Here is a 20,364-nt window from a genome sequence, read left to right as displayed (position 1 = left end):
ACAGGCACGTTCATGACGACGTGGCCGGCAGATCGGCCGGCTTGCCGCACACGCTGCTCAGCGCGCGCGCTTGGCCGAGCCAGAGCGCGAGCGACCCGGTCGACACGGCGCCCAGCACGACGAATGCGGCCGGATAACCGAAGTGCTGCGCGAGCACGCCGCCCAGCGCGGGACTGAGCGCCGCGCCGATGCCCTGCGCGGTCGCGACGGCGCCCTGCCCGGCGTTCACGCGGCCGGAGCCGTGCAGCAGGCGTACGACGAGCGCCGGCACGACGACGCTCTGCAGGCCGGCGCCGATACCGTCGAGCACCTGCACCGGCCAGACGCCCGCCTCGCTCATCAGGACGGCGGCGAGCGCGCCGCGCACCGGCAGCACCAGATAGGACAGCAGCAGCACGCGCCAATAGCCGTGCGCGCGGATCAACCGGGGTGCGAGCCACGCGGCCGCGATCATCACGAGCTGCGCGATGACGATGGTCTGCGCGGTGAACATGCTCGCGTTGCTGCGATGCGTGGCGACCACGCCCATCCCGTAGAGCGGCAGCATCGCCGCGTTGCCGAGATGAAACAGCGCGAGCGACGCACCGAGCAGGACCAGCGGCCGGTTCGAGGCCAGCGTGCGCATGCCGCCGACGCGCATCGTCGGCGCGCCCGCGGGCCGGTCGTCGTGCGCGGCAAGCGTTCGCGGCGCGGCAGGCTCGGTGTCGAGGCCACGCGCGCACGCATGGTCGATGGCCTGCCCCGGAATCGCCAGCGTGCTCGCGATCGCGAGGATCGTGAACACGGCGACGAGCGCGAACACCGCGTCGAATCCCGCATGCCAGCCGAGCCAGCCGGCGAGCGCCGCGCCCACCACGTTGCCCGCGTGGTTCGCCATCTGGTTGCGGCCGAACTGCCGGTCGAAACCCTGCCGGCGCGCGATGCCGAGTGTCACGCCCGCGACGGCCGGCGCCAGCGCCGCGCCGCCGACGGCGGCCAGGATCTGCGACGCCGCCACCGCCGGATAGCCGTCGGCGATCATCAGCGCCAGCGAGGCGAGCGCCGTCACGGCGGTGGCCACGATGATCAGCGCGCGCTTCGCGCGCAGCGCATCGACGAGCGCGCCGGCCGGCGGCGTCGCGGCCATCGCGGCGAGCCCGGCCAGCGTCATGACCGAGCCGATCGCGTCGGCGCTCCAGCCGCGCGACAGCAGGATCACGCCGACGAACGGGCCGATGCCGGCCTGCACGTCGGCCAGGAAAAAGTTGAGCGCCTCGAGCGCGCGCGTCGGTCTCATGGTCGACGGGCGGTCATTCGTCTTCCGCATCGACGAGTTCGGCGATCTCGCTGACATCGAGCACGGCGCCGTATCGCGTGACGACGCCTTGTCCCCACGCCATGACATGGACACCGGCGCGCAGATAGTCGCTCAGTTCGGCCGCCGCATGGGGCGGCACCCGCAGCACGGCACCGTTCGCCAGCAACGCGCCGTTCAGCTCGCCTTTCGGGCCGTGCAGCGCGAACGCGACCTCGCCGCTCATCTCCATCGGCTTGCGGCCGCCATGCGGCGGCTTCGGCGCACCGTGCACGGGCCCGTCGTCGACGATCTCGACGCCGTGGCGCCCGGTCAGTTGCACCGCGGCGATCGTCTCGGCGCCGCGCATCTTGACGCCGCGCACGCGAATGCGGTCGCCTACCTCGATGTGGCGAACCAGTTCGCGGCCCAGATGCGGCGGCACGTGAACCTGCAGGTCGCCGTTCAGGACCAGGCCGTCGATGTCGCCGTGCGGGTTGAGCAGGAACTGCGTGACGCGGCCGCGCGTTTCGGGCAGGCAGGCGGGATCGATCCAGTGCATGGCAGGACTCCTTATTGGATGAAGAGAAAACGACGCGCGATCAGCGCGCGACGTCGTCATAGAGATTCACGACGCGGCCCGGCGCACCGAACGCGGTGGCCTGCAGCGCTTCGCCATAGGCGTTGCGCGTGCCGTACCCGACCGCGGCCACGCGCGCGCCGGGCACGAGCAGCCCGCCGAATTGCTGGGCGGCCGGCACGGTCAGCTTGACGATCGCGCCGTCGTCGAGCATCACGCCGTCCGGCTCGCCGCGCGGCGCGCGCATGACGCGCCGCACGACGCCGGACACGCTGATCCGGGTCAGATTGACGCCGCGCAGCGCGGGCGGCATCGGCGCGGCAGGTGCCGGCGGCTGGTCCGACAGCGACGCGCCGGTGCGGTCGTTGCGCACGACGCGCGCGTGGAAGTCGTCGCCGAGGCGGCGTTCCCCGGCCACCGTGACGCGCTCGCCCGGCCGCGCGAGCGCGACCAGTTGCGTGCCGAGATGCGGCGGCAGGCGGACGAGCGTGCCGTCGGTCAGCACGAAACCGTCGACGTCGCCTTCCGGGTTGATCGTCATGCGTGCCAGCGTGCCGGACACGAGCGCGTCGGGAGCGATGCCGCCGCCGGGCACGCCGACCGGCGGCGCCGGGTCGAGGCCGGCGCGCGGCGGTGCGCCGGGCGGCTCGTCCGCACGCGGCGCGGGCGGAATCTGCGCGGCGCAGGCGGTCGCCGCGGCAAGCAGCGCGACGGCGCACAGTCCGACAGCGGTGCGGCGAACGGCGGCGCGCCGCGGCGGCCGCGAACGCGCGGCAAGTGGGGTCGACATCATGGCGGGCTCCGGCAACGGGTTGCGATGCGTCGATATTTGCAACACGCGTGCCAGCACGCGCGCGCCCGCCGGGCGGTGTTCCGGACGATGAACCGTGCGAGACGTGTCGGGATTCCCGACATGTTTCACCCGCCGTTGTCGGAGATTCCGACAGTCACATCGGCGCGGCTAGTCGTCGCGCTCGATCCCCAGATGAGCCATGCGCGCGTAGAGCGATTGCCGGCCGATACCGAGCTGCCGCGCGGCCTCCGCGCGATTGCCGTTCGCACGCTCGAGCGCGCGCAGGATCGCGGCGCGCTCGACCGCCGCCAGCGCATCGGGCAACGGCAGGTCGAACAGCGAGGCCGGCAGCGCGAGCGTGTCGCTGCCGTTCTGAAGCGCGGGCACGGCGGCCAGCCCGAGATCGGCCGCACCGATGGCCGGCCCGGGCGCCAGCGCGGCCGCCCGCTCCATCACGTTGCGCAGTTCCCGGACGTTGCCGGGCCAGCAATGATCGAGCAACGCCCGCTGCGCGTCGTTCGTCAGGTGCAACGGACGCGCGCCTGCCGCCCCCGCCAGGAAATGCGCGGCCAGCGGCAGGATGTCGGCCACGCGCTCCGCGAGCGGCGGCAAGTGCAGCGGAATGACGTTCAGGCGATAGAACAGATCTTCGCGAAACGTGCCGTTCGCGACCGCCGCGGCAAGATCGCGGTGCGTCGCGGCCACCACGCGAATGTCGATCGCCGTCGGACGATCCGCGCCGAGCGGCGTCACCTGGCGCTCCTGCAGCGCGCGCAGCAGCTTGGCCTGCATCGCGGCGGGCATGTCGCCGATCTCGTCGAGAAACAGCGTGCCGCCGTCGGCCTCGACGAGCCGTCCGGCGCGATCGGCATGCGCGCCGGTAAACGCGCCGCGACGATGCCCGAACAATTCGCTTTCGAGCAGATCGGCCGGAATCGCCGCGCAGTTGACCGCGACGAACGGCTGCGCATGCCGCGCCGACGCCGCATGCAGCACGCGGGCCGCCACTTCCTTGCCGGTACCCGTCTCGCCGGTGACGAGTACGGTCGCGTCGCTCGTCGCGGCGCGGCCGATCTGCTTTTGCACGTCGCGCATCGCGGCGCTCACGCCCAGCAGCCGGGGGCGGGTCGACACGGGTTCGCGCGCGAACCCGTCGCCGTGCGGCTCGACGGCCGCCGGCGGCGTGTTCGCGGACACGACGCGCGTGAGCAGTTGCGCGATGTCGCGACGCCCGATCGGCTTGGTCAGGTGATCGAACGCGCCAAGCCGCATCGCGTCGATCGTGTTGTCGCTGGTCGCATGGGCGGTCAGCATCACGACCGGAATCGCGGCCAGCGCGGGATCGTCGCGCAATTGCGCGAGCACCGCGAGCCCGTCCAGGTCGGGCAGGCGGTAATCCAGAAAGATGCAATCGACGCGGACGCCATCGCGCAGCACGCTCAACGCCGCTTGCCCGGCCTCCGCTTCGACGACGCGATGGCCGAGATCGGCGAGCGTCTCGGCCAGGCCGTCGCGAAACGCCGCGTCGTCGTCGACTATGAGGATGGTTGCCATGGGATTTCAATGACGAAGGAGGCGCCGCGCGGCACGTCGTCGAGCCAGGCCTGGCCGCCGTGCGCCGCGGCCACTTCGCGGACGACCGCAAGACCGAGGCCCGTGCCGTCCGCCCGTCCCGTCACGAACGGCTCGAAAATGCGGTCGCGCTGCTCGGCGGGAACGCCGGGGCCGGTATCCGACACGGTGATCCTCAGCCAGTCGCGTCCGGCATCGGTGCGACGCGCGGCGGTCAGCGTGACCGCGCCGCCGTCGCCGGCATGGCGCAGCGCATTGAGCACCAGGTTGTCCAGTGCGCGGCGCATCTGGTCGGGATCGAACACGGGGAAACCGGCGGGCTCCGCCACGCGTTCGCGAGGCTCGCCGCGCGACCATGCGAGCTCGATCGACCGGCGCTGCGCCAGCTCGCGGTGCGCGTCGACGACCTGCGCGAGCCACACGTCGACATCGACCCGCGTCGCATGCGGGCTGACCGGCTGCGTCAGCGCAAGCAGGCCGGACAGTTGCGCATCGATGCGTTCGATCTGCGCCAGGATCACGCGCAGCGCATCCTGCTGCCGCCCGCTGTCGCCGGCCAGCGCGTTTTCGGCTTTCAGCCGCATCGCGCCCATCGGGTTGCGAATCTCGTGCGCGACCTGGGCGGCCAGCTTGCCCAGCATCCCGAAGCGTTCCGCCTGCGCGAGCCGCGTGCGGAGTTCGGCGGCCTGCTGCTGCAAGTGTTCGGCACGCCGTGCGCGCGCGTTGAACGCCTCGATGATCCGGTCGAGATCCGACTCGCCGACGTAAGGCAGGTGCGGTTCGCGACCGTCGGGCCCGAGCCCGGTCTCGATCCGCGCGAGATTGCGCTTCCAGCGGCGCAATCCGATGGCCAGCGCCGCCGCGATCGCGAGAATCACCGCGAGCACGCCGGCGAGGCCCAGCGCCAGCAGCTCGCCGTGCCGGCCGAGCGGCGGGCGGGCGCGCGTCAGCATCCAGACGAACAGGCCCGATCCGGCGCGGACGGGGCACGCCGCCGCGATCACGGCGTCCTGCGCGCCCTCGACGGCGTTCGACGTCGCGGCGCGCGTCGCGGCGGCCGCGCGCAGCGTGCGGAGAATCAGCGGCGTTTCCGCGTCCGGCACGTCGCGCTTGATGCCGCTGCCCTGATAGGTGGGAAAGGAATACGCGAGAAAACCGCTCGCCGCGGCGCCGCCGCCCGCCGTCCAGAAACCGCCTTCCATGTCCGGCGCGCGCGCGAGGACGATATCGAGGATCGCATGCATCAGCGCGGCATCCGGCTGCGCGCCGGCCGGCGCGGACGTATCGTAACGCGACGCGACCGCTTCGCAGGCCGCTGCGCCCGCGGCCCGCGCACCGGCGATCTGCTGCCCTTCGGCGGAACTGGCCATGACCCAGACGACCGCGACCAGCGTCGCGCAGAGCGCCGCGACGAGCGCCCAGAGCATGACGAGTTGAGTGGAGAACGGCGGACGCTTCATCGGATCGGGCATGCGGTCGAGGGCGACAGGATAACGTAAAGCATGCGACGCCGGGACCCGCGCGAATACGACGCGTCGCGCCGGACGGCAACGGTCGCCATCGGGAAAGGCCGCTGAAAGAACCAAGCGCTAGACTGCCTGCGGCTCGACACTCCCGCCCCTTCCCCTCGAGGACAGCATGCGCGCCATTGCCTTCCGAAGACTCTCCGTCGCCTTGTTCGCCGCCGGTGCGCTGTTCGGCACCGCGTCCGCGAGCCGCGCCTGCGACGTGCCCGCCCCGGTGCGGACGATCGATCCGCCCGGCTACTACGACGACCCGACCGGCTACGCGCGCGACGTGAAGCCGATGCGCGATTTCGTCGCGAAGCTGAACGCCGCGGCGGAACGCGCCGACTGGTCGTGCGCGCTGACGCTGCTCGACAGTTGGGCGCAATCGGATGCGCTGATGGGCAAGATCTCCGGCTATCAGGGATATTTCGAGCGTTCGTGGGCCGGCACCGACTTCGCGATGGTGATCCTGCGCATGCCGCCCGGCGTGCGCGAAGCGAACCGCGCGCCATTCAACGCGATCGACCCGTGGCTCGAACGCATCGCGATCGCCACCCGCGATTCGGAGGCAATCAACCGCCTGCACAACAACCTCGTGTACTGGGCGGGCCTCGACCTGATCGCCATCGGCACCGTGACCGACAACGCGAGCCTGATCGACTCGGGCCTGCTGCGCGTGCGCGAAGGAATCCGCGACATCGCCGCGGACGGTTCGCTGGCGCGGGAAGTCAAGCGCGGCAACCGCGCGCTGCACTATCACACCTTCGCGCTGCTGCCGCTCGTGTTCGCGGCGGAGCTCGTGCACCGGCGCAAGATCGACCTGTACCGCGAGAACGGCGGCGCGATCGGCCGCCTGGCCAACCTCGTGATCGACGCGGTGGAGAACCCCGACAGCTTCAGGAAGATCACGCCGGTCAGGCAGGACCTGTTCCCGTGGACGTTCCGCGACGAACTGAGCTGGGTCGAGCCGTACTACGCACGCTTCGGCGATCGCCGGCTGCCCGCGATCATCGCGCCGCGCCGCCCGTTCAGCGAATGGCGGCTCGGCGGCGACGTGACCGCGGCGTGGGGTGCGCCGCTGCCGTAACGGCCCGCGCACGATGCGGGACACGCGCGGCGCGAGCGCATCGAGTCATGCCGACCGCGCGAACGGTGTTGCGCCGCCTCTTCCGCGCGTCAACGCATGCCCTCGTGCGCAACCTCGTTCACGGTGCCGCCGACGCGCTCCGCGCGCTCGACGATGCGCGCGAGCCGGATGATGTCGGTCAGCGCGAAATCGTTCGCGTCCGGCGTCGGCCGATCGTGCTCGCGCGCGACGCGCATCGCGAACGCGAGCGCTTCCGAGCGCTCGCGCAACAGCGTGCGCAATGCATCCGCGATGATCCGGCGGTCGCGCGGATCGCCCAGGCCGAGCACCGGCCCGCGGCCCGGTTCGACGGCCGGCGCTCCGTGCGCCGGCGCCGCCAGCCTGGCGATGCCGGGCATCGGCACCGTGTTCCGTTTCATGTCCCTCTCCCGTTGACGGGCGGCCGCACGCTGCGTCACCGCCGGTTCGACCGCGACACCACGTCGATCCACACCGCCAGCACCAGTACCGCGCCCTTGACGATCATCTGCCAGTACGCGTCGACGTCCAGCATCGACATGCCGTTGTCGAGGCTCGCCATCACCAACGCGCCGATCAGCGCGCCGTACACGGTGCCCGAGCCGCCGCGCATCGACGTGCCGCCGATGAAGCACGCGGCGATCGCGTCGAGTTCGCCCATCGTGCCCGCGGACGGCGAGCCGGCCGCGAGCCGCGCGGTGTTCACGATGCCGGCGAACGCGCACATCAGCCCCATCAGCGCGAAGATCGCAAGCTTCACGCGGTCGGTGTCGACGCCCGACAGTCGCGTCGCCTCGAGATTCGAGCCGACCGCGTAGATGCGCCGCCCGAACACGGTCTGCGTCGCGATCCACGAGAAGACGCCGAGCAGCGCGAGCAGCAGCAGCACCGGCACCGGGATGCCGCCGTAGCGGTCGAGCGTCGCGACGAACGCGAACAGCACCGCGCCCGCGCCCACGATCTTGACGGCGTCCTGCCACGGCGGCGCGACCGCGAGGCGATAGCGTCGCCGCGTGCCGCGCTGGCGCACGACCAGCAGCGCGACGAGCGCGAACAGCAGCAGCGCGAGGCCGTCCCCGGCCATGCGCGGCAGGTAGCCCTGCCCGAGGAACACGAAGCCGTCGGACACCGGCGCGATCGTCGAGCCGCCCGTCACGCCGAGCAGGATCCCGCGAAACGCGAGCATCCCGCCCAACCCGACGATGAACGACGGCACGCGCCGGTAGGTCGACCACCAGCCGTTGAAGAGCCCGATCAGCACGCCGAGCGCGAGCACCGCCGGCACCGTCGCGGCGACCGGCCAGTGGCGGTTCACGTCGAGGATCGCCGCGACGCCGCCGAGCAGCCCGAGCAGCGAGCCGACCGACAGGTCGATCTCGCCCGCGATGATCACGAACACCATCCCGCAGGCGAGCATGCCGGTGATCGACATCTGCCGCAGCAGGTTCGACACGTTGCGCGGCGTGACGAACGCGCCGTCGGTCAGCACCGAGAAGAAGGCCCAGATCGCCGCGACCGCGAGCAGCAGCGCGAGGATCTTGTAGCGCACGAAGACCTGGCGAAGCTGGCTGCCGGTCGGGCGGCCCGCGGCGTGCACCGCGTCGTGGCCGCTTGAACGGCGCGCCTCCGCGTCCTGCGTCGCCGGGGTGGAAGAGGAAAGTTCTGGATTCATGTCGCACTCGCTGCGGTGGGTTCGGTCGGCCGCCGGCCGGATTTCAGCGCGGCGCCGAGGATCTGTTCCTGCGTGAGGCCTTCGTTGACGAAATCCCCGCGCAGCTCGCCTTCGCCGATCACCAGCACGCGATCGGCGAGCCCGAGCACCTCCGGCATTTCCGACGACACGACGATCAGCGCGACGCCGCGCTTCGCGAGCGCGAACACGAGCCGGTAGATCTCGGCCTTCGCGCCCACGTCGACGCCGCGCGTCGGCTCGTCGAGAATCAGCACCTGCGGCTCGGCCAGCAGCATCTTCGCGAGCACGGCCTTCTGCTGGTTGCCGCCGGACAGGCTCGCGATCGGCAGGAACGGATGCGCGGCGCGCACCGACAGCCGCTGCATCTCGGTGCGGATCGCATCCAGCTCGGCCGCCGCGTCGATCCGGCCGCGCACCGCGAAGCGCCGCAGCACCGCCAGCGTGATGTTGTGGCCGACACCGAGCTGCGGCACGATGCCGTGACGCTTGCGGTCCTCGGGCACCATCGCGATGCCGGCGCGGATCGCATCGGCAGGCGTCCGGATCGACAACGGCCGGCCGTTCATCAGCACGGTCGCCGTGCACGCGCCCGGGTACGCGCCGAAGATCGCCTGCATCAGCTCGGTACGGCCCGCGCCGACGAGCCCCGCGACGCCGAGGATCTCGCCGCGCCGCACGCTGAACGACACGTCGTCGACCCGCTTGCGGCGCGGGTTCGTCACGTCGCGGCAGGTCACGTGGCGCGCCTCCAGCACGACCTCGCCGATATCGTGCGGCTCGCGCGGATACAGATCGCGGATCTCGCGGCCGACCATCATCGCGATGATCCGGTCGGTCGTCAGCGCGCGCATCGGCTCGGTCGCGACATGACGGCCGTCGCGGATCACGGTCACGGTGTCGCACACCGCCTCGACCTCGTCGAGCTTGTGCGAGATGTACACGCACGCGACGCCGCGGCGCTTCAGGTCGCGCACGATGTCGAGCAGGATGCGCGTTTCGGACGCGCTCAGCGACGAAGACGGCTCGTCGAGGATCAGCAGCTTCGCGCGCTTGTTCAGCGCCTTCGCGATCTCGATCAGTTGCTGGTGCCCGCCGCCGTAGTTCATCACCGGCTGCGCGACATTGATCGAGTCGATCCGCAGTTCGTGCAGCAGTGCCTCGGCACGCTGCACCATCGCCGCGAAGTTCATGCGCCCGCCCGGCAGCGTGATCTCGTTGCCGAGGAAGATGTTCTCGGCCACCGACAGCTCGGGCACGAGCATCAATTCCTGGTGGATGATCACGATGCCCGCACGCTCGGTGTCGCGCACGCCGGACGCGACGAGCGGCGCGCCCTCCCAGCGGATCTCGCCGTCCCACGTGCCGTGCGGATACACGCCCGACAGCACTTTCATCAGCGTCGATTTGCCCGCGCCGTTCTCGCCACACAGCCCCACGCACTCGCCCGGCCGCACCATCAGGTCGATGCCGTCCAGCGCCTTCACGCCGTCGAATTCCTTGACGATGCCGCGCATCGTCAGCAAGGGTTCGGTCATTCGCTCATGCCTCGCAGTGTGCGCGCGGACGCGCCGGTGGGCCGCCCGCGCACCGCGCCGTTACTGGCTCGCCAGCTGTGCCTGGGTATAGAAGCCGTCCGTCACGACGACGTCGACGTTGCGCTTGGTCAGGAGCGTCGGCTGCAGCAGCACCGTGTCGACCTTCTTCCTGCCGTTGTCGTACTGCGCATTGAACGCGGGCTTCGTGCCCTTGGCGAGATCCACCGCGAGCTTCGCCGCTTCGCTCGCGATCAGCTTGAGCGGCTTGTAGACGGTCATCGTCTGCGTCCCGGCGATCACGCGCTTGACGGCGGCGAGATCCGCATCCTGCCCGGACACCGGCACCTTGCCGGCCAGGTGCTGCGCGGCGAGCGCCTGGATCGCGCCGCCCGCGGTGCCGTCGTTCGACGCGACGATCGCATCGATCCGGTTGTTGTTCGCGGTCAGCGCATCCTCGACGATCCGCAGCGCGGTCGACGCGCTCCACTCCGGCACCCACTGCTGGCCGACGACCTTGATGTCGCCGCGATCGATCGCCGGCTTCAGCACCTTCAGTTGCCCTTCGCGCAGCATCTTCGCGTTGTTGTCGGTCGGCGCGCCGCCGAGCAGGAAATAGTTGCCCTTCGGCTTCGCGTCGACGACGCCCTGCGCCTGCAGTTCGCCGACCTTCTCGTTGTCGAACGAGATGTACGCATCGACGTCGGCGTCGAGGATCAGCCGGTCGTAGGACACCACCTTGATGCCGGCCTTGCGCGCCTCGGCCACCACGTTGCCAAGCGTCTTCGAATTGAACGGGACGATCACGATCACGTCCACGCCGCGCGAAATCAGGTTCTCGATCTGCGAGATCTGCCGCTCCTCGCTCGCATCCGCGGACTGCACGGACACTTTCGCGCCGAGCTTCGTGGCGGCGGCCACGAAATAGTCGCGGTCGCGCGACCAGCGCTCGACGCGCAGGTCGTCGATGCAGAAGCCGATTTCCGGCTTGTCCTTGCTCGCATGCGCGAGCGGCGCGCCCAGCGCGAGGACCGCCAGCGCGGCGGCGCCGGCCAGCGCATTCAATACGGTACGACGTTTCACGGATTTCATGTCTCCATTCCTCTCTTTATTGGACAACGTCACGAACGCCGGGCGGCCACCCAAACCGGTCGCCCATCGTCTTGCCACCGCGCGGCACGGCATCGTACGGCGTGCTACGCGCCTGCCGCGAACACCGGTTCGAGCGCGCGGTACAACGCGCGAAACGTCGGGCGCCGCGCGTCCCGATACCACGCGTGGCGCGCCATGTCGGGCTCCCGCACCGCGACGACGGGCGGCTGCGGGCACACGGCGTCGAGCGGCGCCTCCGGTTCGAGCGCGAGATGCGCGAGCCGCGCGGCACCGAGCGCCGGGCCGACTTCGCCGCCCGCGCGCAAGGTCAGCGCGCGGCCGCTCAGATCGGCGAGCATCTGCGTCCAGTACGCGCTGCGCGAGCCGCCGCCGATCACCGTGATGCCGTCCGGCGCGAGCCCGGCCGCATGCAGCGCGTCGATCCCATCGAGCAGCGCGAAGCCGACGCCTTCGAGCGTCGCGTTCGCGAGATCCGCGCGCCGCGTATCGGGCGTCATCCCGTAGAACACGCCCTTCGCATTCACGTCGTTGTGCGGCGTGCGCTCGCCGCTCAGATAAGGCAGGAACCACGGGCGCTCCGCGCGCGCGTTGTCTTGCGCGTCGGCGAGCAGCGCGGCCACGCCGTCGTACCCGGCCAGTTGCGCGGTGAAATCGATGCAGCCGGCCGCGTTCAGCATCACCGACATCAGGTGCCAGGTGTGCGGCAACGCATGACAGAAACTGTGCACCGCCGATTCGGGATTCGCGCGAAACCCGTCCGACACGGCGAAATAGACACCCGACGTGCCGAGCGACAGCAGCGCGTCGCCGGGCCGCACGATGCCCACGCCCACCGCGCCGGCCGCGTTGTCGCCCCCGCCCGCGACGACCGGAATCTCGCGCAACCCGAGCGAGCGTGCGACGCCCGGCAGCAGCGTGCCGGCGATGCGGTTGCCCTCGAACACGGCGGGCACCTGCGCGCGCGACAGCCCGCATGCGGCCAGGAGCCCGTCGTCGTAGTCGCGCTTCGCGACGTCGAGCCACAGCGTGCCGGCCGCATCCGACGGGTCGGTCGCGAACGTGCCGGTCAACCGGTAGCGCAGATAATCCTTCGGCAGCAGCACGTGAGCGATCCGCGCGAATACGTCCGGCTCGTGCCGGCGCACCCACAGGAGTTTCGGCGCGGTGAAACCGGGCATCGCCAGATTGCCGGCGACGGCACGCAACGTGGGCGCCAGCCGCTCGAGTTCCGCGCACTCGACGTCCGCGCGGCCGTCATTCCACAGGATCGCGGGGCGCAGCACGTCGCCCTGCGCATCGAGCAGCGTCGCGCCATGCATTTGCCCGGTGAGCCCGATCGCGCCGATGTCGTGCGGATCGATGCCGGCCGCGCGCGCGTCGGCGACCAGCGCCGCCAGCGCGCCGCACGCCGCGTCCCACCAGTCGCGCGGCGCCTGTTCGGACCAGCGCGGCCGCGGCCGGCTCACCGTCAGCGCCTGGCTCGCGCTGGCCCGCACCGCACCGTCGCGGTCGAGCAGCACGGCCTTCACGCCGGACGTACCGAGGTCGACTCCGATATACATGGCGTCAACGCAGCCCGTAGATGGCCTGGTTCACGATGTTCTCGAGCCGCTCCTGCCCGCCGCTCGCATGCTGCGGATTCACGCCGCGCGCGAGCGCGTCGGCGGCGAGCGACTCCAGCGTGTAGCCGCCCGCCAGGATCTCGCGGCCGAATGCGCTGTCCCATTGCGCGTAGCGCTGCCGGCGCAGCGCGTCGAGCCGGTCGTTCTCGACCAGCACGGCAGCGCGCTCCAGCGCCAGCGCGAGCACGTCGATCGCGCCCACGTGGCCGTGGAACAGGTCTTCCGGATCGACGCTCTGGCGGCGCACCTTCGCGTCGAAGTTCATGCCGCCGGTGGTGAAACCGCCGTGGCGCAGGATCTCGTAGAACGCGAGCGTCAGTTCCTCGACGCTGTTCGGAAACTGGTCGGTGTCCCAGCCGTTCTGCGGATCGCCGCGATTCGCGTCGACGCTGCCGAACACGTCGAGCGCGAACGCGTTCGCGATCTCGTGATGGAACGAATGGCCGGCGAGCGTCGCATGGTTCGCCTCGATATTCACGCGGATCTCGTTCTGCAATCCGTACTGCGTGAGGAAACCGTGCACGGTCGCGACGTCGTGGTCGTACTGGTGCTTGGTCGGCTCCTGCGGCTTCGGCTCGATCAGCAGTGCGCCGGTGAAGCCGATCCGGTGCTTGTGCTCGACGACCATCGACAGGAAGCGCGCGAACTGCTCGCGCTCGCGCACGAGATCGGTATTGAGCAGCGTCTCGTAGCCTTCGCGGCCCCCCCACAGCACGTAGTTCTCGCCGCCGAGCCGGTGCGTCGCATCGAGCGCGTGACGCACTTGCGTCGCCGCCCACGCGAACACGTCGGGATTCGGGTTGGTCGCCGCGCCCGCCGCGAAGCGCGGATGCGAGAACAGGTTCGCGGTGCCCCACAGCAGCCGGACGCCCGTGGCCTGCTGACGCTCGCCGAGGTAGTCGGTCATCCGCGCGAAGTTCTCGACGTACTCGCGCAGGCTGTCGCCCTCCGGCGCGACGTCGGTGTCGTGAAACGTGTAGAACGGCGTGCCGAGCTTCGTGAAGAACTCGAACGCCGCATCCGCCTTCTGCCGCGCCCGCTCGAGCGCATCGCCCGGCTGGTCCCACGGCCGCCGGAACGCGCCCTGGCCGAACATGTCGTGGCCCGGCCACACGAACGTGTGCCAGTAGCACACCGCGATGCGCAGATGCGCCTCGAGCGTCTTGCCGAGCACCTGCTTCGTGCGGTCGTAATACAGGTAGGCAAGCGGATTGTCCGATTGCGGACCTTCGTAGCGAATCGCGGGAATCTGTTCGAAATACGACATGGCGTCTCCGTGCGGTTTCTTGTTGCAGTGCGGCGCGCGGCGCGTGGGCACGCGGGCCGAATTCGATCTGGCTGGATCGTGCCCGTGCGCCTGCCCGCCCGCAATTGCGAAATTGCGCAGTACGCTTAACGTTTCTTGCCAGCACGCTGCGCACGGCATGCGTTCCGTCCTACAATCGCCGAACACCCAACCATCGCGCGGCACGCCCCGCGCCCCCGGAGACAACGGCGCGACGCCCCGCACTGCGCGCGCTTCGAGACCGAGATGACCCGCGCCCCTTCCAGCCAGACACCGCACCGCATCGCGCTGCTGTTCAACGCCAACAAGGTCTACGACCGCGAGATCATCAGCGGCATCGGCCAGTACCTGCGCTCGACGCGCGTGGTGTGGGACCTGTTCCTCGAAGACGATTTCCGCTGCCGGCTCGCCGGCATCGAGCACTTCGACGGCGACGGCATCATGGCCGACTTCGACGATCCGGCCGTGGCCGACGCGCTCGCCGGCTCGCCGCTGCCGATCGTCGCGCTCGGCTCGTCTTACGAGGATCCGGCGCAGTATCCGGACGGCGTGCCGTATATCGCGACCGACAACGCGAAGCTCGTGTCGCTCGCGTACACGCACCTGATCGGCGCCGGGCTCGCGCACTTCGCGATGTACAGCCTGCCCGTCGCGCAGCAGAACCGCTGGGCGCAGCAGCGCGAGCTGGCGTTCGACCGGCTCGCGCGCGCGGACGGGCTCGACGCGCCGATCTACCGCGGGCTGTCGACGAGCGCATCGGCCTGGAACCACGCGATCGAGCAGCTGATCGGCTGGCTGCACGCGCTGCCGAAGCCCGTCGGCATCATCGCGGTGACCGATGCGCGCGCGCGGCACCTGCTGCAGGCCTGCCTGATCGCCGGCCTCGCGGTGCCGGAACAGGTCGCGATCATCGGCATCGACAACGATCCGCTCACCCGCACGCTGACGCGCATCCCGCTGTCGTCCGTGATCCAGGGCACCGAGGAAATGGGCCGGACCGCCGCGCACCTGCTGCACCAGATGCTGCGCGGCGCGCGTTTTCCCGACCGGCGGATTCTCGTGCCGCCCGTCGGGATCAACGTGCTCGAATCGACACGCCACCAGCCGCTCACGAGCCCGTACGTGATGCGTGCACGCCATTTCATCCGCCAGTACGCGTGCCAGGGCATCAAGACCGAGCAGGTCGCCGACTACGTCGGCGTGTCGCGCTCGCTGCTCGAGGAACACTTCCGGCGCGAACTGCAGCGCACCGTGCACCAGGAAATCCTGCGCCACAAGCTCGAAGCGGCGCAGGCGCTGCTCGCCGGCCGGCAGGCGTCGAGCGCCGAAGTCGCGATCCGCTGCGGGTTCACGTCGCTCCAGTACATGTACGCGGTGTTCCGGCGCGAACTCGGCTGCACGCCGCGCGAATACCAGGAACGCGCGATCGCCGCGCATTGAAGCCGCCTTTACCCATCGAATCCGCCCATGCATATCGATACCGACTCTCTCCACCGGGCGCCCGGCGCCGCACGCGTGCATGCCGAGCCGTGGGGCACGCTGCCCGACGGCGACGCGGTGCGGCGCTATACGCTGCGCAACGCGCACGGGATGCGCGTGGTCGTCAGCGATCTCGGCGCGACCGTCGTGTCGTGGCTCGCACCCGACCGTGCCGGACGCTTCGCCGATATCGTGCTCGCGCACGACACGCCCGCCGAATACGTCGATTCGGGCGTCTACCTCGGCGCGACGATCGGCCGGTGGGCGAACCGGATCGCCGGCGCGCGCTTCACGCTCGACGGCGTCGACTACCGGCTCGATCGCAACGAGCGCGACAACCTGCTGCACGGCGGCGCGAACGGCTTTCACCGCCAGCGCTGGGCGGTCGTCGACGATGGCGGCGGGCTGACGCTGCAGCTCGATTCGCCCGAAGGCGACGCCGGTTTTCCGGGCAACGTGAGCGTGCAGGTTCGCTACGCGCTCGACGACGACGGCACGCTGACGATCGACTACACCGCCGTCACCGACGCGCCCACGCCGCTCAACCTGACGAATCACAGCTACTTCAACCTCAGCGGCCGCGCGGGCAGCGACGTACGCGGCCACGTGCTGAGCATCGACGCGGACGCGTTCCTCGAAGTCGACGACGCGCTGATCCCGACCGGCACCGCCGATGTGACCGGCACGGCGTTCGACTTCCGGCAGAGCGCGCCGCTCGGCGCGCGCCTCGACTGGCCGCACGCGCAACTCGCGCGGGCGCGCGGTTTCGATCACTGCTTCGTGCTGCGCGACGGCGCGCGCGCGGTCAGGCCGGTCGCGACCATCTACGATCCGGAAAGCGGCCGCGAGCTGATCGTGTCGACCGATCAGCGCGGCCTGCAACTCTATACGGGCAACTATCTGGACGGCGTGCGCGTGAGCGGCGGCACGCGCTGCGCGCGACACGCCGCGCTGTGCGTCGAGGCCGGCGGCTTTCCGGATCAGGTCAACATGGCCGACCTGCGCGACGACGTCATCGTTCAACCGGGCGCCGTCTATCGGCAGACCACGCAATACCGCGTCGGCGTTCGCGCATGACGCGGCGCGCGGCGTCGACCTGTCGAGCCGCCGCGCCGCACGCGTTGTCGCGCGATCCGCTACACGCGCCGCATCGTCGCCGATACCAGCGCCGCATCCTCGCCCGTCCCGGCCGGCCGTGCCGCCGGCGCCGCATCGGCCGGCCGCGCACCGAGCCCCGTGCCGCCCGTGCGCCGCCGCGTCGCATGCCGCTCGATCACGCGCTGCAGCACGCAGAACACGCACAGCAGCGCGCCGATCACGATTCGCGTCCACCACGAACTCAACGTGCCGTCGAACGTGATCAGCACCTGGATCGTGCCGAGGATGCCGACGCCGAACACCGAGCCGATCACGTAGCCCACGCCACCCGTCAGCAGCGTGCCGCCGATCACGGTCGCGGCGATCGCGTCGAGCTCCATCCCCTGCGCCTGCAGCCCGTAACCCGACAGCACGTACAGCGTGAACACCACGCCGCCGAGCGCCGAACAGAAGCCGCTCAGCGCGTAGACGCCGATCTTCGTGCGCGCGACCGGCAGCCCCATCAGCAGCGCCGAGCGCTCGTTGCCGCCGATCGCATACACGTTGCGGCCGAAGCGCGTGAAATGCGCGACGTAGATCGCGACGGCCAGCGTCGCGAGCGCGATCAGCGCGCCCGCGCTCAGCATCCCGCCGCCGACCGGCACGCTGATGCCCGCGATCGCATGGAACACCGGTTCGTTGATCGTGATCGACTGCGTCGTGATCAGGAAGCACGCGCCGCGCGCGAGAAACATCCCGGCCAGCGTGACGATGAACGGCTGCAGACGGAAGTAATGGATCAGCGCGCCCATCGCCGCGCCGTACAGCGCGCCGAACGCGAGCACGAGCGGCACGATCACCCACACGGGCCAGTGCAGCCGCTCGGCGCCGACCGCGCAGAAGATCGTTGTCAGCGCAACGACCGAGCCGACCGACAGGTCGATGCCGCCCGACACGATCACGAAGGTCATCCCGATCGCGACGATCAGCAGGAATGCGTTGTCGACGAGCAGCCCGGTCAGCACCTGCATCGAGAAGAAGCCCGTGTACATCACGGACCCGAAGCCGAACAGCGCGGCGAACAGCACGATCGTCACGACGATCGGCAGCGTGCGCGGATCGGCAAGCCGTGCGAGGAATCGGTTCATCGCGGCGTCGCTCCGGTGGTGGCGCGCGAACGCGCGGCAGGCAGCAGTCGCGACGCGAACCGGACGACGAGCGCACGCGCCGCGTCCGACTGGATCAGCGTCACGACGATCACGACGACCGCCTTGACGACGAGCGTCGCCTCCGGCGGCACGCCGATCGAATAGGTCGTGTAGGTGAGCGTCTGGATGATCAGCGCGCCGAGCACCGAGCCGGCGAGGCTGAAGCGGCCGCCGAGCAGCGACGTGCCGCCGAGCGTCACCGCGAGGATCGCGTCGAGTTCGAGCAGCAGGCCCGCGTTGTTGCCGTCCGCACTGCGCACGTTCGAGCTCGCGAGGATGCCGGCCAGCGCCGACATCACGCCCGAACACAGATAGACGCCGAACACGACCGCGCCCGAGCGCAGCCCGACGAGCCGCGTCGCGACCGGGTTCACGCCGATCGCGCGAATGAACAGCCCGAGCGCCGTGCGGTTCACCAGCAGCGCGGTCGCCGCGATCGTCGCGGCCGCGATCCACACCGCGCACGGCACGGTCGCGAGATAACCGCCGCCCAGCGCGAGGTAGCCCGGCGCGCCGATCGGGATGATCTGACCGCCCGTCAGCAGTTGCGCGACGCCGCGGCCGGCCACCATCAGGATCAGCGTCGCGATGATCGGCTGCATCCCGACGAACGCGACGAGCAGCCCGTTCCACGCGCCGGCCAGCAGCCCGACACCGAGCGCGGCCGCGAGCGCCAGGCCGACCCGCGACGGGTCCGCATCGAGCACGATCGCCGCGGCCGCGCCGGCAATCGCGACGATCGCACCGACCGAGATGTCGATCCCGCGCGTCGCGATCACGAGCGTCATGCCGAGCGACACGAGCACGAGCGGCGCCGCGCGGTTCAGGATGTCGATCGGCGCGCCGAACAGGTGACCGTCGAGCAGCGCGATCGACAGGAAACCCGGACGATACGCGACGTCGAGCGCCAGCAGCAGTACGAGCGTCAGCACCGGCCACGCGAGCGGATGACGAAACAGCGTGCGCAGCCGCGTCATGACTGGCCTCCCGCGATCAGCCGGTACACCTGCTCCTCGGAAGCGTCGGCGCCGGTCAGTTCGGCGACCTTGCGCCGGTCGCGCAGCACCGCGATCCGGTGGCTCACGCGCACCACCTCGCCGATCTCCGACGAGATGAACAGGATCGCGAGCCCGGTCGCGCACAACGCGAGCACGCGCTCCATGATGTCGAACTTCGCGGCGACGTCGATGCCGCGCGTCGGCTCGTCGAGGATCAGCAGCTTCGGGGCCGTCGCGAGCCAGCGCGCGAGCAGCACCTTCTGCTGGTTGCCGCCCGACAGCAGCCCGATCGGCTGCTCCGCGTCGCGCGCCTTGATGCCGAGCCGGGCGATGTACGTCTCGGCGATCTCGCGCTGCCGCGCGCGCCCGATCAGCCGCCACCAGCCGCGTCGCGCCTGTAGCGCCAGAATGATGTTCTCGCGGATCGACAGCGCGGCGACGATGCCCTCCTTCTTGCGATCCTCCGGACAGTACGCGATGCCGTGCCGGACCGCATCGTGCGGCGACGCGAGCCGCGTGCGCGCGCCGTCGATCTCGATCGCGCCGGTGTCCGCACGCTCGGCGGCAAACGCCAGTTGCGCGGTTTCGGTCCGTCCCGAGCCGAGCAGGCCGGCCAGCCCGACGATTTCGCCCGGGCGCACGTCGAGATCGAGCGCGCTCATCATCCCGCGCCGGCCAACCTGCTGCATCGACAGGAACGGCGCGGCGCCGCCAGCCGTGCGCTCGACGGCCGCCGCGCCGGCCTGCAGCGTGTCGGACATCCGTTCGCGGCCGGTCATCTTCGCGACCAGCGCGTCGACCGGCAGGTCCCGCGCCAGATACTCGCCTTCGCGCTCGCCGTTGCGCATCACGGTGATCCGGTCGGACACCGCATAGGTCTGCTCGAGAAAGTGCGTGACGAACAGGATCGCGATGCCCGACGCCTTCAGCCGACGCAGCACGTCGAACAGCCGCGCGACCTCGCCGTCGTCGAGGCTCGACGTCGGCTCATCGAGAATCAGCACGCGCGCGTCGACGGACACGGCGCGCGCGATCGCGACCATCTGCTGGACGGCGATCGGATACGCATCGAGCGAGCGCGTGACGTCGAGCGACAGGTCGAGCTCGGCCAGCGCCGCGCGCGAGCGCGCATGGATCGCGTTCCAGTCGATCGCGCCGCGCCGCATCGGCTGCCGGCCCGCGAAGATGTTCTCCGCGACCGACAGGTTCGCGCACAGGTTCACTTCCTGGTAGAGCGTCTGGATGCCGGCCGCCTCGGCCTCGCGCGGCGCGGCGAAGCGCACCGGCCGGCCGCCGACGCGAATCTCGCCTGCATCGTGCGCATGCACGCCGGTGAGCACGTTGATCAGCGTCGACTTGCCCGCGCCGTTCTGGCCCATCAGCGCGTGGATCTCGCCCGGAAACAGCCGGAAGTTCACGCGCTGCAGCGCGCTGACGCCCGGAAACGACTTGTCGATGCCGATCATCTCGACCACCGGCGGACTCTCCATGCAGCCTCCCTCGAAGCGGTTGCGATCCTCGGGCGG

The 20,364-nt window shown here is 70.6% G+C and carries 17 protein-coding genes; 3 read left to right on the top strand and 14 right to left on the bottom strand.

All coding sequences use genetic code 11. From position 1 onward, the window contains the following. Positions 1-10: 10 nt before the first annotated feature. The 5 genes from AC1VVG_RS31680 to AC1VVG_RS31660 form a co-directional block, all read right to left on the bottom strand. Positions 11-1,276 carry an MFS transporter gene (locus AC1VVG_RS31680; RefSeq protein WP_482837417.1) on the bottom strand — a complete coding sequence of 422 codons (1,266 nt, stop codon included), beginning with the start codon at positions 1,274-1,276 and terminating at the stop codon, positions 11-13. A gap of 13 nt (positions 1,277-1,289) precedes the next feature. Further along, entirely contained in the window at positions 1,290-1,835 is a 546-nt protein-coding gene (locus tag AC1VVG_RS31675) for a hypothetical protein (protein ID WP_034191835.1), read from the bottom strand. Between the two features lie 40 nt (positions 1,836-1,875). Then, the gene (locus AC1VVG_RS31670) at positions 1,876-2,646 is read right to left on the bottom strand and encodes a hypothetical protein (RefSeq protein WP_482837416.1); all 771 of its coding nucleotides are present in this window, start codon (positions 2,644-2,646) and stop codon (positions 1,876-1,878) included. 168 nt (positions 2,647-2,814) lie between these two features. Beyond that, positions 2,815-4,200, bottom strand: coding sequence for a sigma-54-dependent transcriptional regulator (locus tag AC1VVG_RS31665; RefSeq protein ID WP_482837415.1), 1,386 nt, complete (start codon positions 4,198-4,200; stop codon positions 2,815-2,817). Next, positions 4,182-5,678, bottom strand: a complete 1,497-nt coding sequence (locus AC1VVG_RS31660; RefSeq protein ID WP_069704969.1) for a sensor histidine kinase — start codon at positions 5,676-5,678, stop codon at positions 4,182-4,184. Before AC1VVG_RS31660 ends, AC1VVG_RS31665 begins: the two co-directional genes overlap by 19 nt. A gap of 178 nt (positions 5,679-5,856) precedes the next feature. On the opposite strand from AC1VVG_RS31660, the gene AC1VVG_RS31655 reads away from it, so the two are divergent. Continuing rightward, positions 5,857-6,813, top strand: coding sequence for a mannuronate-specific alginate lyase (locus AC1VVG_RS31655; protein WP_482837414.1), 957 nt, complete (start codon positions 5,857-5,859; stop codon positions 6,811-6,813). An 89-nt stretch (positions 6,814-6,902) separates the two neighbouring features. Here AC1VVG_RS31655 and AC1VVG_RS31650 read toward each other — a convergent pair whose 3' ends face one another. From AC1VVG_RS31650 to xylA, 6 genes are all read right to left on the bottom strand, one after another. Then, complete coding sequence (locus tag AC1VVG_RS31650) at positions 6,903-7,232, bottom strand: hypothetical protein (protein ID WP_482837413.1); 330 nt, start codon at positions 7,230-7,232, stop codon at positions 6,903-6,905. A gap of 35 nt (positions 7,233-7,267) precedes the next feature. Continuing rightward, a complete protein-coding gene (locus AC1VVG_RS31645) occupies positions 7,268-8,503 on the bottom strand; it encodes a sugar ABC transporter permease (protein ID WP_124670020.1) in 1,236 nt (411 codons plus the stop codon). Continuing rightward, positions 8,500-10,059 carry a D-xylose ABC transporter ATP-binding protein gene (gene xylG / locus AC1VVG_RS31640; protein ID WP_034191841.1) on the bottom strand — a complete coding sequence of 520 codons (1,560 nt, stop codon included), beginning with the start codon at positions 10,057-10,059 and terminating at the stop codon, positions 8,500-8,502. The genes AC1VVG_RS31645 and xylG overlap by 4 nt, the downstream gene beginning before the upstream one ends. Before the next feature lie 60 nt (positions 10,060-10,119). After that, entirely contained in the window at positions 10,120-11,148 is a 1,029-nt protein-coding gene (xylF, locus tag AC1VVG_RS31635) for a D-xylose ABC transporter substrate-binding protein (RefSeq protein ID WP_482837412.1), read from the bottom strand. A gap of 104 nt (positions 11,149-11,252) precedes the next feature. Next, positions 11,253-12,731: a xylulokinase gene (xylB, locus tag AC1VVG_RS31630; RefSeq protein ID WP_482837411.1), complete on the bottom strand. Its 1,479-nt coding sequence runs from the start codon at positions 12,729-12,731 to the stop codon at positions 11,253-11,255. Between the two features lie 4 nt (positions 12,732-12,735). After that, the gene (gene xylA / locus AC1VVG_RS31625) at positions 12,736-14,058 is read right to left on the bottom strand and encodes a xylose isomerase (protein ID WP_482837410.1); all 1,323 of its coding nucleotides are present in this window, start codon (positions 14,056-14,058) and stop codon (positions 12,736-12,738) included. A 264-nt stretch (positions 14,059-14,322) separates the two neighbouring features. Between xylA and AC1VVG_RS31620 the strand changes: the two genes are divergently transcribed. Both AC1VVG_RS31620 and AC1VVG_RS31615 read left to right on the top strand, forming a co-directional pair. Continuing rightward, positions 14,323-15,516: a XylR family transcriptional regulator gene (locus tag AC1VVG_RS31620; RefSeq protein ID WP_124608713.1), complete on the top strand. Its 1,194-nt coding sequence runs from the start codon at positions 14,323-14,325 to the stop codon at positions 15,514-15,516. Positions 15,517-15,543: 27 nt separating this feature from the next. Beyond that, on the top strand, positions 15,544-16,632 hold the full coding sequence (locus AC1VVG_RS31615; protein ID WP_175026818.1) for an aldose epimerase family protein: 1,089 nt from the start codon (positions 15,544-15,546) through the stop codon (positions 16,630-16,632). A 59-nt stretch (positions 16,633-16,691) separates the two neighbouring features. Here AC1VVG_RS31615 and yjfF read toward each other — a convergent pair whose 3' ends face one another. Genes yjfF through AC1VVG_RS31600 form a run of 3 tightly spaced genes read right to left on the bottom strand, consistent with a single transcriptional unit; the run spans position 16,692 to position 20,328 of the window. Beyond that, positions 16,692-17,780, bottom strand: a complete 1,089-nt coding sequence (gene yjfF, locus AC1VVG_RS31610; protein ID WP_200086730.1) for a galactofuranose ABC transporter, permease protein YjfF — start codon at positions 17,778-17,780, stop codon at positions 16,692-16,694. After that, positions 17,777-18,817 carry an ABC transporter permease gene (locus AC1VVG_RS31605; protein WP_049029265.1) on the bottom strand — a complete coding sequence of 347 codons (1,041 nt, stop codon included), beginning with the start codon at positions 18,815-18,817 and terminating at the stop codon, positions 17,777-17,779. Before AC1VVG_RS31605 ends, yjfF begins: the two co-directional genes overlap by 4 nt. Then, the gene (locus AC1VVG_RS31600; protein WP_124608709.1) at positions 18,814-20,328 is read right to left on the bottom strand and encodes a sugar ABC transporter ATP-binding protein; all 1,515 of its coding nucleotides are present in this window, start codon (positions 20,326-20,328) and stop codon (positions 18,814-18,816) included. Before AC1VVG_RS31600 ends, AC1VVG_RS31605 begins: the two co-directional genes overlap by 4 nt. Between the last annotated feature and the right edge of the window lie 36 nt (positions 20,329-20,364).

It is taken from the genome of Burkholderia sp. L-4 (genome assembly GCF_056856535.1).
Note: the sequence above shows the minus strand (reverse complement) of the source record. Positions and strands in the feature narration are given on the sequence as shown.

Excerpts from the sequence above, each read along its gene's own strand:
- AC1VVG_RS31605 (WP_049029265.1), bottom strand. The coding sequence starts at position 18,817 with ATGACGCGGCTGCGCACGCTGTTTCGTCATCCGCTCGCGTGGCCGGTG.
- xylB (WP_482837411.1), bottom strand. The coding sequence starts at position 12,731 with ATGTATATCGGAGTCGACCTCGGTACGTCCGGCGTGAAGGCCGTGCTG.
- AC1VVG_RS31650 (WP_482837413.1), bottom strand. The coding sequence starts at position 7,232 with ATGAAACGGAACACGGTGCCGATGCCCGGCATCGCCAGGCTGGCGGCG.
- yjfF (WP_200086730.1), bottom strand. The coding sequence starts at position 17,780 with ATGAACCGATTCCTCGCACGGCTTGCCGATCCGCGCACGCTGCCGATC.
- AC1VVG_RS31665 (WP_482837415.1), bottom strand. The coding sequence starts at position 4,200 with ATGGCAACCATCCTCATAGTCGACGACGACGCGGCGTTTCGCGACGGC.
- xylG (WP_034191841.1), bottom strand. The coding sequence starts at position 10,059 with ATGACCGAACCCTTGCTGACGATGCGCGGCATCGTCAAGGAATTCGAC.
- AC1VVG_RS31645 (WP_124670020.1), bottom strand. The coding sequence starts at position 8,503 with ATGAATCCAGAACTTTCCTCTTCCACCCCGGCGACGCAGGACGCGGAG.
- AC1VVG_RS31600 (WP_124608709.1), bottom strand. The coding sequence starts at position 20,328 with ATGGAGAGTCCGCCGGTGGTCGAGATGATCGGCATCGACAAGTCGTTT.
- AC1VVG_RS31680 (WP_482837417.1), bottom strand. The coding sequence starts at position 1,276 with ATGAGACCGACGCGCGCGCTCGAGGCGCTCAACTTTTTCCTGGCCGAC.
- AC1VVG_RS31615 (WP_175026818.1), top strand. The coding sequence starts at position 15,544 with ATGCATATCGATACCGACTCTCTCCACCGGGCGCCCGGCGCCGCACGC.
- AC1VVG_RS31670 (WP_482837416.1), bottom strand. The coding sequence starts at position 2,646 with ATGATGTCGACCCCACTTGCCGCGCGTTCGCGGCCGCCGCGGCGCGCC.
- AC1VVG_RS31655 (WP_482837414.1), top strand. The coding sequence starts at position 5,857 with ATGCGCGCCATTGCCTTCCGAAGACTCTCCGTCGCCTTGTTCGCCGCC.
- AC1VVG_RS31675 (WP_034191835.1), bottom strand. The coding sequence starts at position 1,835 with ATGCACTGGATCGATCCCGCCTGCCTGCCCGAAACGCGCGGCCGCGTC.
- xylF (WP_482837412.1), bottom strand. The coding sequence starts at position 11,148 with ATGAAATCCGTGAAACGTCGTACCGTATTGAATGCGCTGGCCGGCGCC.
- AC1VVG_RS31620 (WP_124608713.1), top strand. The coding sequence starts at position 14,323 with ATGACCCGCGCCCCTTCCAGCCAGACACCGCACCGCATCGCGCTGCTG.
- xylA (WP_482837410.1), bottom strand. The coding sequence starts at position 14,058 with ATGTCGTATTTCGAACAGATTCCCGCGATTCGCTACGAAGGTCCGCAA.
- AC1VVG_RS31660 (WP_069704969.1), bottom strand. The coding sequence starts at position 5,678 with ATGAAGCGTCCGCCGTTCTCCACTCAACTCGTCATGCTCTGGGCGCTC.